Source organism: Thermocoleostomius sinensis A174, assembly GCF_026802175.1.
GTDB lineage: Bacteria > Cyanobacteriota > Cyanobacteriia > Elainellales > Elainellaceae > Thermocoleostomius > Thermocoleostomius sinensis.
The window spans coordinates 3,522,678-3,537,528 of sequence record NZ_CP113797.1; the positions used below are offsets into that span (position 1 = coordinate 3,522,678).

Consider the following 14,851-nt stretch of genomic DNA (forward strand, 5'->3'; position numbering starts at 1 on the left):
CATGCGGAGTATTGCTAATGTCTCTGATAGAGTCAGATGATTTGAGAGAGAAATTTAGTAAATATCGTAAGGATTTTCTCACACTCAATCTACCTGCTATTGAGAACCATATTATTCGGAGAACTAAATTTCGAATTCATTACGAACCAAGCTCGATTCTATCCTACTTTATAGAATCTACTGTTCTTAGGAGTGTTGGTTGGGTTCCTGGATTGTTTGGCGCTTTGTTGCGCAATCTAATTTATCAACCTCTATTCGCAAAAATGGAACTATTAGCTTTTATTGAAGCTGGAGTAGAGATTAAGTCTGCCGGATCTATTGAGTTGGAGAAACAAGCGCTCATCCATAGAGGAGTTTACTTGAACGGTTGGCACAAAAACAGTAGAATTTGCTTGAAGGAACGTGCTTATCTGGATCGCAACGTTACAATTACAGTTCATGAGAATGGTTATATTGAAATTGGAAAACTAACCTATATCGGACCATCAACCTGTATAGCCGGTCCTGGACCTGTAAGAATAGGCAGCTATTGCTTAATATCCTCTGGTTGTGGGATTTATGGCAATAACCATGTGTTTGATGATCCAACGATTTTAATTCGGGAACAAGGATTTACCAACAAAGGAATTACGATTGAGGACGATTGCTGGCTTGGAACAGGTGTTAAGGTTTTGGATGGAGTTACGATCGGTAAGGGTAGTGTGATCGGCGCTGGTGCGGTAGTTACTAAGGATATACCTGCCTATTCTGTTGCTGTTGGTGTTCCTGCTCGAGTAATTTCTAAACGCGGCGTTAAAGGAAGTTCTCTTGAGAAGTAGTAAATTTCTGTGCTCAAGCCAGTTGTAGCTTCCAACGCAAAAAACACCGATGCTTGCTGGACGAAGGAGGGAAATCAGAGCTACTTCGGTTACAAAAAACATATCGGCATTATCGAGACAGACCCAAAGTACGCCCTCAGAGTCGAGTCAAATTAGTCTGTTCAGTAGGTTTAGTCCGAGTTAAGGCGACTCTGGGACTGAAAAATCTGACCCACAACTTGGTGCATCACACGTTTTTACAGACTCAATGTGCTTGCCAAGGCAGAACGTTGAAGCTCAAGAGTGCATTGGAGGATTCTGTTGACCTCATAAATTTGAGGTTGATGGAATGGCTCTAGTACAACATTGTTTTTCGGCTTATTTGAGCTCTAATCTCTCCTCAAAACAGGTTAATCGAGGGTTCCTGCGATCTGTATGAAAGTAGTCTATTTAATTCAAACATACTGGAATGCTCAACAAATATATCGACTGGTAAGAACGCTTAAGCAGGCAAGTCCGAATTGCTTCGTGTTAGTCTACCATGATGCTAGTGTTTTTGAACTGGATTCTGCACCTATTCAGAAATATGATGATGTTGTTGTAATTAATACTAAAATTCAACCTAGGCGCGGTCGATTTTCTTTAGTGCAGTGTTATCTAGATGCGGTTAATTGGTTGTTCCATCACCATATAGATTTTGATTGGCTTTGTAATCTTTCAGGACAAGATTATCCAATCCAACCTTTGTCTGAAATTGAAGAATATTTATTCACTACTTCGTACGATGGTTTCATCGAATATTTCGACGCTTTATCTACTGAAAATAGTAGCTTATGGCAACACCAAGAAGGGATAAGTCGCTACTTTTATCAATACAGATGGTTGTTTGATGTCTCAACAGACTGGCTAAGAACACTATCTAAACCTGTAAAGATAATAGTGAACCATGGGCAAACTTTTTTAAAGATTCAAACGACCTATGGTATCGCGGTAGGTGTTCGAGCTAACCCAAGCCCATTTGACTCTGATCTGATTTGTTATGTAGGATCGGACTTCAAAACACTTTCAAAAAAATGCGTTCAGTTTATTTATGAAACCTTTAAAGAAAATGGAAGTTTAGTTGAATACTATAGAAAGACATGCTTGCCTGAAGAATCTTTTGTTCAAACCATCCTAGTAAATAGCAAAAAATTTAACCTGCTCAACGACAATAAACGATTTATTAAGTGGGGAAATCAATCTCAGGGACATCCTCAGCTTTTAGTTACTACCGACTACTTGAGCTTAACTAAGACTGATGCCCATTTCGCGAGGAAGTTTGATTGTAACAAGGATAGTAACATCTTAGATTTGTTAGATTGCAAGATTCTGAGTTAACTTCTCACTTAAAGCTACATGAGTTAGTTACTATTAATTATTTAAATTTGAGTTGAGGTATTAATTCATAACTTGAAAAAATGCCTGTTTTCAAAAATTTATACGATAAAATTTTTAAGAATTTTTTCTTGGTAAGAACTAATTTTGTATGACTAAACTGACTCCTTTACAAGTTCCTGTTGTATTAATTATTTTCAAGCGACCTCATACTACTCAGCAAGTTTTGAATGCTATTCGAATCGTTTGTCCTAAAAAGCTAGTCGTCATTGCTGATGGACCTCGTTTGGATCGGGAAGGAGAAGCAGAAGCGTGTGCCAGAACCCGAGCTGTTATTGATCAGGTTGATTGGAATTGTGAGGTGATAAAACATTACTCTGAAATCAACCTTGGCTGCGGTGTGCGTCCAGCTACAGGATTAGATTGGGTTTTTGAACAGTTTGAAGACGCCATTATCCTTGAGGACGACTGCTTACCTGATCCAACTTTCTTTTATTTTTGTGAAGAGTTACTAGAGAAATATAGGCATGAATCTAAAATTATGTCGATTTGTGGTAGCCGATTTGTCCCCAGTACTACACCCTTCAGCTATTACTTTTCTCACTATGTTAGTTGTTGGGGATGGGCAACTTGGCGTCGAGCTTGGCAACATTTTGATTTTGAAATAGGACAATGGTCTAAGCTCCGTGAATCGGCATGGCTAGAACAGTACCTACAAAATCAGAAGGTTGCTGATTGCTGGAGTCAGCGGTTTCAGAGTGTTTACCGGTCAGGGCAAAATCATATTTGGGACTATCAATGGCAATTTGCCTGTTGGCTTAACAAATCTTTAAGTATTCGTCCCAATGTCAATCTAATTTCAAACATTGGAATTGGTGCAGATTCAACTCACACGCTCCAGAATTCTAGTGGGGCAAAAACTCGGAAGCTTGAAGCAATGTCTTTTCCCCTACGACATCCGGGCATAGTTGATCGGGATATACAGGCAGATTTACTTGTAGAAAAGGAATGTTTTACCAGACCTAGCTTTCTAACTCGTGCTTACCAAAAACTTTACAGATTATTAGCATAAGCAACATAAATTTTAACAAGTAAGCAATTATAATCGTGATTTAAAGAGTGCAGTTAGTACAAGCTTAGTTTACCGACGAAGGTTTGAATTTCATGCCTCGGCTGTGTTTACACCTATTTCCAATTGCTTTAAAGTCTGCGATCGATTTACGTTACTAGAAATATGAGAGACTTAGTAGTAGGGTTGGTGAGCAATCCTGTTATTGTAATCAGTAGTGGCATCTTTGTTGTTTTATTTTCAATGCTTGTTTTAGCTTGGACAAATAAGAGTAAAAAAAACTTAGAACAACTTGAATTTTGCTTTATTGTATTCATTTTTTTTTGTCTCACACCTATTAATTTAACTCCATTCATTCATTGGAGACCAAACTATTTTTGGGTGCCTCCTCCTAATGCCATTTTATCTAGTTTTCAAGTTCTTATTTATGCTTATATATTGCTTGTCTCACGTAAGAAATTATCCGCTTTTTTGATACGAGAACTAATTCCATATTTAAGATGCAGTATCATTCGAAATCCTTTTTTTTGGGGCTTGAGTTTCTTAGGAGTTGCTTCGTCTTTTTGGTCAGAAACTCCTTTAATCACCTTTAAAGCAGGGCTTATTTTACTAATAGCGAACCTTTCTTTTCTTGCTATTTGCAAGTATTCCGACTTTTGGCAAATTTCAACGTTTGTTCGTTGGAGTGCTGTGCCAATAGCAATCTTAAGCTTTATCATTCGTCGTAAAACCAATGATGGTACAACAGCTGGTGGAGGTCTAGCTGGTATCCTCTTCTCAAAAAATGAGCTAGGGGCTTTGATGGCTATAAGCATTATATTGTGGGTTTTGACCGCTATCTATGTTCCTAAAGCACGCCTTTTTTCTTGTCTAATCTCAATAGTGTTTACCCTTCTTCTTATTCAAGCTAAATCCGGAGGGGCAATCGTTCATTTGTTTATACTGTTCTTGCTAATTCTCGCCGTTCAATTTACTAAGAAACTGAGAGATAAAGTTGCGGTATTAAACATAATTTTCTGTATATTGGTTGCATGTATTGCTTTTTCATTTACTATTACTAATCTAGGGTTTATTCTACAGAGGTTTCTTGGCAAAGATTTGTCTTTTACAGGACGGACAAATATTTGGCCACCTGTTTGGGATGCAGTAACTCATCGAATGTGGACTGGTTATGGTTTACACGGCTTTTGGCAAGAGTGGCGTGGTGCGAACAATCCTGCATTAGATTGGTATAAAGGATTTTGGTATCCTCCTAATGCTCACTTTGGTTTTCTTGACGCCTGGGTACAACTGGGCGCATTCGGAGTCTTAATTCTAATTACTGCAATTTTGCTTAGTGTGTTTCAAGCGGTTTCCTATCTTATCCGCTCTAAATGTAAGCAAGCAGTGATTCCCATATTTTTTGTTACCTATTTTATACTAGCCAATCTTTCTGAAACCCGTTTGTTGGATTTTAATTTCGTGTGGGTTACATATAGCATTACATCGATTAAGTTATCTCTCGAATCAAACACATAATGTGTAAAACATACTTACTTTGCCACAAGGTCCTACCAGGAATTACTGGTCTTTGGCAAGTTTCAGGCCGATCGGATATTGACAACTTTGAAGATGTGCTACGGTTGGATATTCGCTACATTGAAAATTGGTCACTATGGCTTGATCTTCAAATTATTCTTAAAACTATTCAAGTAATTTTGAAAAAATCTGGAGCGTATTAGTTCCCACCTTTGTTTTGAACTTAATCTATTCCCTGTCCTAATTTGCTTAGCTAGCCCCTCAATAAAATCCGGCATCATTCACTTAAGTGTCTAAAAAGAGTCATTGATTCAGGGTGCTTCTCTACACAACTTTACAAATTATCCTTCATTGATACGTTAAGCTTAACGTCTATTGAAATATTCATTACGGATATTGTCTGTGGGCAACACATCTCTCAGTAAAGTCGATCGCCTAAAAACTCACCAGCCGCCAGAAAAATAGTTGTTCTATCCGATAAACTGAGTAAATCCCTAGAACAGCTATCCTGATTCTTCGAAGGATAGAAGTTATTCACTTCCTATGCGGCGTTCTTCCATGACCAACACGATCGCACTGATTGCCCACGACTCGAAAAAAGATGACATTGTTGAGTTTGCCCGCCAGTACACTCCCCTATTGGGACGCTATCGATTAATTGCAACAGGAACCACCGGGCAACGAATTGAAGTAGCAACAGGACTGCCCATTGAACGCCTGTTGTCTGGACCCTTAGGAGGGGATGCTCAAATTGCGGCAGAAGTGGCAACAGGCGGGGTACTTGCCGTCATCTTTCTAGTTGATCCGCTGTATGCACAACCGCACGAACCAGACATTCAAGCATTGTTGCGCATTTGCAATGTGCATAATGTGCCGTTGGCGACCAATCTGGCTACCGCGGAAGCTATCGTCGCTCGATTTGCTAAGACGCTGATTGCCCACCTCATCTACAATCCGGTGTCTGGACAAGGGAATGCCGAGCAGGATTTAGACCTGATTCGTCAGTTGCTAGAACCCCACTTACATTTGCATGTGCATGTCACTGAACCAGACGATGATCCAGGGGAATTAGTGCGGGCGGCGATCGCCGCAGAAGCCGATTTGGTGATTGCTTCGGGTGGAGATGGAACCGTCTCTGCCGTTGCCGATGCTTTAATTGGCACGGGTGTTCCCCTGGGGATTATTCCACGCGGTACAGCCAACGCCTTTGCCGTATCCCTTGGAATTTCCAGATTTTTGCCAATTCGTAATGCTTGTCAGGTCATTTTGGGAGGTCATACCCGTCTAGTAGATGCAGCGCGTTGCAATGGCTATCCTATGATTCTGCTAACGGGGGTGGGCTACGAGGCCGTGACCGTAGAAATGGCCAGTCGAGAATTAAAAAATCAGTGGGGTGCGCTTGCCTACTTTATGGCCGGGTGGCAAGCACTGGAAGGCCAAGAATTATTTGAAACTGAGATTGAAACCGAGGGGGATGTTTACACGTTTCAAGCCCATGCGATTACGATCGCCAATGCCGCCCCTCCCACCTCAATCTTGGCTCAAGGAGCTGGCGAAGTGGTATTTGATGATGGGCTGTTAGATGTCACGATCGCGTCGGCTGAAAATCGTTTACAGGGCATCACCACCATGTTTCGCATGTTGGGCGGAGCAATCACGCGAACCAACATTGAGCAACAAAACGTGGTGCATGTGCGAACGCCTCGTCTCAAAGTCACCACAACTCCTCCACAAAAAGTGGTGGTAGATGGCGAAATCGTCGGCACAACCCCGATCGAGGTGGAATGTATTCCAGCCGCACTGTCAGTCTTTGCACCTAAACCTTCCTAAATAGGGACAGATTTAACCAAAGCACTGAATCAATCGTTTACTCTGTTTCGACATCAGGTGGTATAGGTCGAGCAATGCTGACTCGTGCTCCTTCAAATAACTTGGCATATTGATTGCGTTGGCAGTCATAGTCATACATACAGTAGAGCAACCAAATCTTTTTCCACAGTTCATCTTTGGCATCCAAGAAGGTGACGGTTAGCCCTAGGCTCTTTACTTCTTCGGCATTGATAACGGCTCCATGAGAGGAATAGCTTTGGGCTGAAGAAATCTGATCAACCAAGCTGCTAATTTTATTCAGCGGCTCGCCTTGCAGCATTCCCTTACTCAACACTTGGTTTGCCAGTTTTCGAGTTCGCGCAATCGCGCTTTCAGCAATTTGGCGAATGGGGTACTGCTGGGCCGGGTCATCTCGAATATATTCGGCTGGAATCCCATTGAATTGAGGATCAATCGGCCCTAATTCAGAATTGACCCCCATAACGATTTCGCTGGCTGCCAACGCAATGATTGTACCTGCACTCTTAGCCCAGCTTGGAATCAACACTCGATAGGTATTGATTCTGAGTCGAAGTACGCTAATTACCTTTTCACAAGCATCAATAATGCCGCCGGGGGTTTGCAACAGTAAATCCACATCGCGGGTGCGGCAATCGTCTAAAATTTCCGAGATATCATCAGCGTCTCGAAAATCGATCATCCCTTCATTGGTAAAATAAACAATCAGTTCTCGTTGAGTAAGTTCCTGAATGTCTTCAATCAGTAATTGCCTAAGGTAACGATCTTTCTCCTTAACCCAATACTTAGGAGATTGCAGCGGTAACTGGTTGGTTCTAGGAAAGCTAAGATTTCTGACAACTAACGGTGTGGTAAATGGTTGGTTCTCTGCTGGGTTCATGAGGAAAGAGCGATCGGCTGTTTAGATCTTCTGGAACAGAAGATGGGTAGACCAGAGGAGTAGATAACAACCCTTTTTCCTCTAAATTTCGGACAACTACGTCATACTGAGAATTTCGTCGAACTGCCACTCGTTTTGTTCCAATCATCTTAAACATGCTCATTCACCGTTAATATAAATGACTTCAATTGTAAAATCTTGTTAAAGTTAAGTTCGTAGAGCTAGCCCTAAGACTAAGTTTTGCCTAGGCCGTTCAAGCTAATCTCCAGCGTCCTCACCTAGCTTGTAAAAAACACAAAATTGAAGCGGAGCGCTTGATTTGGATATTACTAAGCCCACGCTTTTAATTCTCAATTGCGAGTAATTTTTAGTAACTCCGGGCTACGGTCATTGCACCCTGCTAACGCGGCTCTAGCCATAGGAACATATAAAACTATAGCAAGAACCCCCTGCGGAACAACACCCCCATCCGATCAATCTTCATCGCTGATACTTCAATCGATCGCGACGCTGAAATCGTAGATGGTTAATCCTAATCCACTTCGCTGAAAGTGGGGGATCTATCGTTAGAATGAAAGCTGCTCCTATGTCATGCTAGGACATAGGGTAAAAATCCTCGTTAGCATTGATCGAAACCGATCGTAATTTACTGAGCGTACTCTATGTTGAAACGTTCCACTCTAGATACCACCCAACTCATGCGTCGTGCAGAAGATCTGATCAGCGCTGCTTCCAATCGATACCGCATCACAGTACAGGTGGCTAATCGGGCCCAACGTCGCCGCTATGAAGAATTTGATAACCTTGATGATCCAAAGATGAAGCCTGTGATTCGGGCCATTATCGAAATGTCCGATGAACTGACTCAACCCGAAATCATTGGTGAATAGGCTGCATCAATAGGATGTATTGGGGGGAAGCGAAAGTGGGGTAACGGTTGCAAATGGTGTCTAAACTGATGTTCAACCTTCAGCAAACGAGGAGCCAGCGAATGGCGATCGGGTTTGCTAGCCTAGGACTTATCTTGCTGTCCACCCTCATGCCCACCCCCCACCCATCTCGGCAAATTCCCCTAGGATTGCACTCGGTGACATCTCTGTTTTTGCCATTTGTACCTCAAGCAGCTCAGGCACAGCGCTTTGATCCCTTGACAGTATGGCAGCAGGTTTATCAACAGCTTGATCTGCCCCTAGAAAACCAATATATCGACCGTAGAACCGGAGAAGTTGCTGAAGATAACACGTTGGTTGGGCGCTTCATTCGCTACCACATTTATGTCCAAGGTCGTGCTCCTCTCTATCGGCTGGATTGGAAGCTAACCATGGCAGATTATTTAGGCGCAAACGAATTTATTGCGGCATCCACCTACCCCAGCAGCGATTCACTGACGGTGAACCCTATGGAGGGAGATATGGCAGCCATGAAAAATCTTAGCCGTGCTGAGCGAGATGCCTTAATTCAAGCGATCGTAGACATTTTCCGAGCCTCTTATCGTCCCTCTGGTGATTCGTCTGACCAGCGAACCGCTCCAACCGAATCTTCTCCAATTCCAGCGCCGCCGCAGTCGTCACCTAGCACTCCTGCATCCCCTAGAACGCCTCAACCAGGCGATGCTGATCTGTTGCTCCCCTAGCTGTTGCTGTCGGTGAATGTATGTCTCGTCAAGTGAAAAGCGGTCATGGTTGGCGATTGGGATGGAACCCACATGCAGAGCATTTCTGTGGTCTATTAGGGGGGGAAGAATGGGCGATCGAAGTGACCACTGCCGAACTAGATGATTTCTGCCGCCTTGTGGTTCAACTAGCTACAACCATGCAGCAAATGGCCCAAGAACTGATGGATGCAGAGCGAATCTGTTGTGAAGTTGAAAGCCCCTTACTTTGGCTAGAAGCCCAAGGCTATCCTCATGCCTATAGCCTCCACTTCATTCTATTAACTGGGCGGCGCGGAGAAGGAACATGGTCAGAAGCAGCAGTTCCTGGCTTGGTGCAGGCGGCTCAAATCCTTAAAGTCTTTTGATCTTCACAGTATTGCCACTTCTACAGGTTGAAATCAAACCTAGAGCAATGTGCTATGCTTGTAAAGCATTGAACTAAAACACGGGGCGTAGCGCAGCTTGGTAGCGCACCACTTTGGGGTAGTGGGGGTCGTGGGTTCGAATCCCGCCGCTCCGATCGCAGAGCAAAACAAGTAAATCGATGGATGACAACTTTGCATGGATAGCTGTAACTAGCCGTATTTTTCAGGAGTTGAATACGTTGTTTCAAAAGAATGTAAGTGACTGAAAAACGTATTTTTACGGTAGCTTCTTGAAGCCAAAAACTAGCACTATAGAATGAGTTGAAGCTGTTGAAAAATGGCATCCATGTCATCGATAGCCCATCTGCATCTATAGGAAATGCAAATTGAAGCCGTTTAGGTAAGCCTTCTGATTTCGATGCAATCGCTGGTTTGCCTACCAAATCAATCTAATTATTACTCAACTAACTGTTGATCTAGCCCAATTTAATCTACTGCTAGATTGTCTTCCCAGGCTAGCTTCGACTACCTCTTCTACGGTAGGTGGTCAATTTTTACATGCGTTTTTCTACGTTCTTTTTCCTTTCGGCAACTGTCCACCTCTCCCCTCACTCATCGGTGAACTTATGCGTATTCTGATTTATTCCTATAACTATCATCCAGAACCGATCGGGATTGCTCCCCTCATGACCGAATTAGCAGAGGGGCTGGTTGCACGCGGCCATGAGGTGCGAGTTATTACAGGAATGCCAAATTATCCTGAGCGCCAAATTTACCCTGAGTATCAAGGCAAATTTTACTGTACTGAGGAACGGAATGGAGTCATTGTTCAGCGAAGTTGTATATGGGTTCGTCCCAAGCCAGGACTGATAGACCGGATGCTACTAGATGGAAGTTTTGTCACCACCAGCATTTTTCAAGCGTTGAAAGGTTGGCGACCAGACGTAATTCTGCTTACGGTTCCGCCCTTGCCAGTCTGTTTGCCAGCATCGTTCTTGGGTTGGCTCTACTCGTGTCCAGTTGTACTAAATTTGCAAGATATCTTACCAGATGCCGCTGTCCATGTTGGATTGCTCAAAAGTCATGTGGCAATTCGTATGTTTAAACAACTGGAGCGATACGCCTATCACACAGCCCATACAATTAGCGTAATTGCCGATGGGTTCACCGAAAATTTGGGCAACAAAAACGTCCCTATCCACAAAATTCGGTGTATCCCAAACTGGGTTGATACAAAATTCATCCGCCCTCTACCCAAAGAAGCCAATGCATTTCGGCGAGTTCACCATCTAGAGAATAAGTTTGTGGTGATGTACTCCGGTAATATTGCCTTGACTCAAGGGTTGCAAACCGTGATTCATGCAGCCACTCAGTTGCAGCACATACCAAATATTATTTTTGTGGTTGTTGGCGAAGCAAAGGCTTTAGATACCTTGTGGCAACTGTGTGCTGAATATAAACTCGATAATGTCTTGTTGTTGCCATTCCAGCCAAGAGAACAACTTCCTGAAATGCTTGCAGCCGCAGATATTAGTTTGGTTATGCAAAAACGTAATGTGGTTGCCTTCAACATGCCGTCCAAAATTCAAGTGCTTCTAGCTAGTGGGCGACCAATTGTTGCATCGGTTCCTAGCACCGGAACAGCCGCTCGGGCGATTCGCCAAAGCAGAGGCGGAGTTGTGGTAGAACCTGAAGACCCGCAACTGTTGGCAGAAGCCATTCTAGATCTATACAACAACCCTGTTAAGGTAGAAATGATGGCCCACCAAGGGCGGCAGTATGCGGTCTCTCAGTATTCATTTGAACAAGCACTCAGCCGATACGAAGATTTGTTTTACGAGGTGACAGCCATGGGAATGCCAGCTAGGGCTTTACCTGAACTCAACTCTGAGAACTGATTGTTGCTCGCCTAGTGCTCGCCTTGTTTTTGACACTCTCTCTTTCCCAAGAGTGTCTTTTCCCTTTTGTAAAGATTTCTATTAATAAAAATCTCTTGAAAGAAAGGTTGCCTCCTTTGAAGAACGATTGAATAAATTTGATAAGTTAAAAAAGGTTGCAAAATACGCTTGTGATGATTTAATGATTGGTGTTTGGGCGATCGCGTTTTGTCAGCTTTCGATCTTATTGCTCTATCAGGTGCTAGGACGCATCAACCATGCTTAAAAACCAGCCAGCGATCTTGGCCCTCGATTTTGATGGTGTCGTTTGTGATGGACTCATCGAGTATTTTCAAACAGCGTGGCAAGCCTACTGCCAACTCTGGAAACCTGCTGAGACAGTTCCTCCCCAGGGCTTAGATGCCAAATTTTATCGCTTGCGCCCCGTTGTGGAATCGGGCTGGGAAATGCCAGTACTGATTCAAACAATCCTAGACGGTCTTCCTGAAGCGGAGATTTTGGCGCACTGGGGTACACTGGCTTCCTACAAGGCTCAGGAGGCGAACCTAACCCCGATCGAGATTGCTGCCACAGTCGATCGAGTGCGAGACGAATGGATCTCGCGAGATGTAGACCACTGGTTGTCACAACATCAATTTTACCCAGGTATAATTGCGCGAATCCAACAAATGCTTGCGGATTCAATTGATGTTGTAATTATTACAACAAAGGAAGGGCGATTCGTTCGCCAGTTACTTCAGCAACAACAAATTGATTTGCCAGAAAATTGCATTTTTGGTAAAGAAGTCAAACAGCCAAAATCACAAACGCTTCGAGATTTGCTGTCTGCTTTACAGCAGGGTGACGCTCCAACAACAGAGATTTGGTTTGTAGAAGATCGGTTAAAGACTTTACAAGCGATTCAAGCCGCCTCAGACCTCGATCGCGTTCAACTGTTTTTGGCAGATTGGGGCTATAATACGCCCTACGATCGGGAACTTGCTGACCGCACAACCGGTATTCACCTTTTGTCACTGTCAACCTTCGTACAAGCGTTCTCACAGTGGTATTAAAACCACCTCAGCAAAAGGATGATACGTGATCGACCACTCGTAGAATCACGGTTTATCGTTTGTAGTGCAAGGTGCCATTACAATACGGAGCAAAATACAGTTTAAGGCAGGTTGCTTTGAACGGTAGTCATCAAATAAAACTTAATTTCATTGTCTCAATTTGTACCTGTCTGTCTGTAGAATTGACTAGCAAATTTGTAGTTTTAATGACCGCAAGTAGAGCCTTAATATCAAGACTTTCTACCTCTCAGTATCTAAAGGCTATCTCCGTAATTATCTAGATCGATCGGGTAATTCATATGACTGAATACCGCTTAAAACAGGCAAAGCATTGGTGTTTAAAGCCCCTATGAAGGTCTCTCGAACTTCTCACAGAGAATTTATAAAAGAGCTTCTTTACGAATAGAGAAATGATGTTATTTATAGGATATTGAGAAATTTGGTAGGCGTGAATTCTTTGCGGCTAGATAGTGGATCTAATTTATTTTATGGGAATTCTAGGTTAGCCAGTATCAAACTAATATGCGTGCTGTGATGGAAGATCACCCATACCAAAAGAAATTCTCATTCGTCGAAACTCAAATAAAATCCAGCTAGTTTGTTCAACTAGTTAAAGGTGATTGATTGCAAAAATGCAGCAAATGCAGATAGTTAACCGTGTATTCTTAGTTCGCTCTTGACCTTTCTAGCACAGTAGGGGCTGGTACTTGTATGAAATCAACATCCTTAGAAGACTATCAAGCAGTTGATTCTGGATTTGCTGTTTATGATTGTGAAATTCGCCTCAAATTTAGGCTGATTGAAGAAAAGCGCGTCTTGCACGATCGTGAACAGCTTTTAGAGATGTTGCTTGATGCTTTCTCCTATGGTGCAGATGAGTATCTTGAATCGGTAGATGCTCAAGTTGAAACGTCAGAAGTCCCTGAAACAGATGCTTCGCCGCGAATGCGCCGTCAACTGATTCGGTTGCGCAACTCCAAAGACGTTGTCTAAGCCAAAGTTGTCTAAGCAAATTCCAAATCGTTTCACTCAGTATTTCCTTGCATGTTGTTTGCTTCGATTCCTGTCTAGGCACGATTAAGAATTTCTGCTAGAGCTTGTTTAACCGTTGGATACTGATATTCAAATCCAGAAGCCTGAGTTCGTTTCGGTAAAACCTGTTGTCCCTCCAAGACAACTTGAGCTGCATCACCCAACAGGATCTCCAATGCAAAATTGGGAACAGGCAACCATGATGGTCGGTTCATCAGTTGTCCTAGCGTTTGACAAAGCTCTGCCATCCGAACCGGATTGGGGGCAGTTGCATTAAAAACCCCTTCCCTATCAGGTTGTGTCAACGACTCAAGAATCAAGTTAACGAGGTCATCACGATGAATCCAGGAGAACCATTGCCGACCGCTTCCTAATGGCCCTCCTGCAAACATCCGAAAGGGAACTAGCAGTTTGGCAAGTGCACCTCCCATGCCTAGGACAATACCCGTCCGCAAGATTACCAAACGAGCACCGCTTTCTTTAACTTTTGTTGCTTCGGTTTCCCAAGCTTGACAAACTTGTGCTAAGAAATCGTTGCCGGGGGAACTGGTCTCATCAAAGGTTTGAGTTTCGCTAGTGCCATAGTATCCGATCGCGGAAGAATTGACGAGAACAGTAGGTTTTGGATTGACGTTGGCAATTGCCTCAACGATTTTTTGTGTTCCGATCGTGCGGCTTTCTAGAATCTCTTGCTTGCGCTCTGGTGTCCAACGGCTTTCGGCGATCGGTGCACCCGCCAAGTTAACAACTCCGTCGCAGCCAGCTAGGGACTGTTGCCAAACACCGGACTCCAAAGGGGAATAGCCAACGATTTCAATTTTTGGGAAAGCGGTCGCAGGAAAAACCTGTTGAGCGTGATCGGGCTTGCGGCTCAGTGCTAAAACGTTGTGCCCCTCCGCTTGAAGCCGTTCAACTAACCGTTTGCCGACGAATCCTGTTGCACCAGTGACTGCAATCTTCATGAGTTTTCTTCCTGCGGGTTGCCTGTTTCTCCGTACACCATGCCGTTTGCTTCGGCATAGCGGTGCATAAATCGCATAAATCGTTCCCAATGGTCTTCGCGATCAATCTCAAATTTGCATTCAACTCGTTGCAAATCGTCTCCTTCAGGGCCACCAAAGCGAAAAAACTGCACAGAGGAGGGTTCGATGTTGATTCTGCCTTCTTCATCGGTTAAACGCAGCGCATTGGCAAACCGAGTCGTGTAACTTCTGAAGCGTTCGATCGACTTTAGGGTTTTGAAGGTTAGGAGAACCGTGCGAACGCCAGTTGATCGATTGCGCCTTAAGCTGACATCACTCAGTTCTTCGGGAATGCCTTCAAAAAACTCAATTGCGGGAACCAAATCAGCCATGGAAAACTAG

14 protein-coding genes, 1 tRNA gene and 1 pseudogene are annotated in these 14,851 nt (G+C 43.4%); 13 read left to right on the top strand and 3 right to left on the bottom strand.

Annotated features, from left to right (window positions below; all coding sequences use genetic code 11):
• Positions 1 to 17: 17 nt before the first annotated feature.
• The 6 genes and pseudogenes from OXH18_RS25345 (at position 18) to mgsA (ending at position 6,588) form a co-directional block, all read left to right on the top strand.
• A complete protein-coding gene (locus OXH18_RS25345) occupies positions 18 to 818 on the top strand; it encodes an acyltransferase (RefSeq protein ID WP_315874593.1) in 801 nt (266 codons plus the stop codon).
• A gap of 414 nt (positions 819 to 1,232) precedes the next feature.
• Complete coding sequence (locus tag OXH18_RS15245; protein WP_268607956.1) at positions 1,233 to 2,174, top strand: beta-1,6-N-acetylglucosaminyltransferase; 942 nt, start codon at positions 1,233 to 1,235, stop codon at positions 2,172 to 2,174.
• A 148-nt stretch (positions 2,175 to 2,322) separates the two neighbouring features.
• On the top strand, positions 2,323 to 3,243 hold the full coding sequence (locus OXH18_RS15250; RefSeq protein ID WP_268607957.1) for a glycosyltransferase family 2 protein: 921 nt from the start codon (positions 2,323 to 2,325) through the stop codon (positions 3,241 to 3,243).
• A 162-nt stretch (positions 3,244 to 3,405) separates the two neighbouring features.
• Positions 3,406 to 4,758 (top strand): O-antigen ligase family protein, encoded by a 1,353-nt coding sequence (locus tag OXH18_RS15255; RefSeq protein WP_268607958.1) that lies wholly within the window; start codon positions 3,406 to 3,408, stop codon positions 4,756 to 4,758.
• Between the two features lie 26 nt (positions 4,759 to 4,784).
• Positions 4,785 to 4,961 (top strand): annotated as a pseudogene (locus OXH18_RS15260) (sugar transferase); the annotation flags it as partial.
• Positions 4,962 to 5,316: 355 nt separating this feature from the next.
• The gene (gene mgsA / locus OXH18_RS15265) at positions 5,317 to 6,588 is read left to right on the top strand and encodes a methylglyoxal synthase (RefSeq protein WP_315874734.1); all 1,272 of its coding nucleotides are present in this window, start codon (positions 5,317 to 5,319) and stop codon (positions 6,586 to 6,588) included.
• 37 nt (positions 6,589 to 6,625) lie between these two features.
• On the opposite strand, the gene OXH18_RS15270 is transcribed toward mgsA, so the two are convergent.
• The gene (locus tag OXH18_RS15270; RefSeq protein WP_268607961.1) at positions 6,626 to 7,486 is read right to left on the bottom strand and encodes an SDH family Clp fold serine proteinase; all 861 of its coding nucleotides are present in this window, start codon (positions 7,484 to 7,486) and stop codon (positions 6,626 to 6,628) included.
• Positions 7,487 to 8,148: 662 nt separating this feature from the next.
• Between OXH18_RS15270 and OXH18_RS15275 the strand changes: the two genes are divergently transcribed.
• The 7 genes from OXH18_RS15275 (at position 8,149) to OXH18_RS15305 (ending at position 13,448) form a co-directional block, all read left to right on the top strand.
• On the top strand, positions 8,149 to 8,376 hold the full coding sequence (locus tag OXH18_RS15275; protein ID WP_268607962.1) for a DNA-directed RNA polymerase subunit omega: 228 nt from the start codon (positions 8,149 to 8,151) through the stop codon (positions 8,374 to 8,376).
• A gap of 53 nt (positions 8,377 to 8,429) precedes the next feature.
• Positions 8,430 to 9,119 (top strand): hypothetical protein, encoded by a 690-nt coding sequence (locus OXH18_RS15280; protein ID WP_268607963.1) that lies wholly within the window; start codon positions 8,430 to 8,432, stop codon positions 9,117 to 9,119.
• Positions 9,120 to 9,139: 20 nt separating this feature from the next.
• A complete protein-coding gene (locus tag OXH18_RS15285; RefSeq protein WP_268607964.1) occupies positions 9,140 to 9,505 on the top strand; it encodes a DUF1818 family protein in 366 nt (121 codons plus the stop codon).
• A gap of 81 nt (positions 9,506 to 9,586) precedes the next feature.
• Positions 9,587 to 9,660: transfer RNA gene (locus tag OXH18_RS15290), tRNA-Pro, on the top strand.
• A gap of 471 nt (positions 9,661 to 10,131) precedes the next feature.
• The gene (locus OXH18_RS15295) at positions 10,132 to 11,403 is read left to right on the top strand and encodes a glycosyltransferase family 4 protein (RefSeq protein ID WP_268607965.1); all 1,272 of its coding nucleotides are present in this window, start codon (positions 10,132 to 10,134) and stop codon (positions 11,401 to 11,403) included.
• Between the two features lie 257 nt (positions 11,404 to 11,660).
• Complete coding sequence (locus OXH18_RS15300) at positions 11,661 to 12,455, top strand: HAD family hydrolase (RefSeq protein WP_268607966.1); 795 nt, start codon at positions 11,661 to 11,663, stop codon at positions 12,453 to 12,455.
• A gap of 711 nt (positions 12,456 to 13,166) precedes the next feature.
• Complete coding sequence (locus tag OXH18_RS15305) at positions 13,167 to 13,448, top strand: Npun_R1517 family heterocyst differentiation transcriptional regulator (protein ID WP_268607967.1); 282 nt, start codon at positions 13,167 to 13,169, stop codon at positions 13,446 to 13,448.
• 74 nt (positions 13,449 to 13,522) lie between these two features.
• Here OXH18_RS15305 and thyD read toward each other — a convergent pair whose 3' ends face one another.
• Both thyD and psb28 read right to left on the bottom strand, forming a co-directional pair.
• The gene (gene thyD, locus OXH18_RS15310) at positions 13,523 to 14,449 is read right to left on the bottom strand and encodes a thylakoid membrane protein ThyD (protein ID WP_268607968.1); all 927 of its coding nucleotides are present in this window, start codon (positions 14,447 to 14,449) and stop codon (positions 13,523 to 13,525) included.
• Entirely contained in the window at positions 14,446 to 14,841 is a 396-nt protein-coding gene (psb28, locus tag OXH18_RS15315; RefSeq protein ID WP_268607969.1) for a photosystem II reaction center protein Psb28, read from the bottom strand. Before psb28 ends, thyD begins: the two co-directional genes overlap by 4 nt.
• Positions 14,842 to 14,851: the final 10 nt, after the last annotated feature.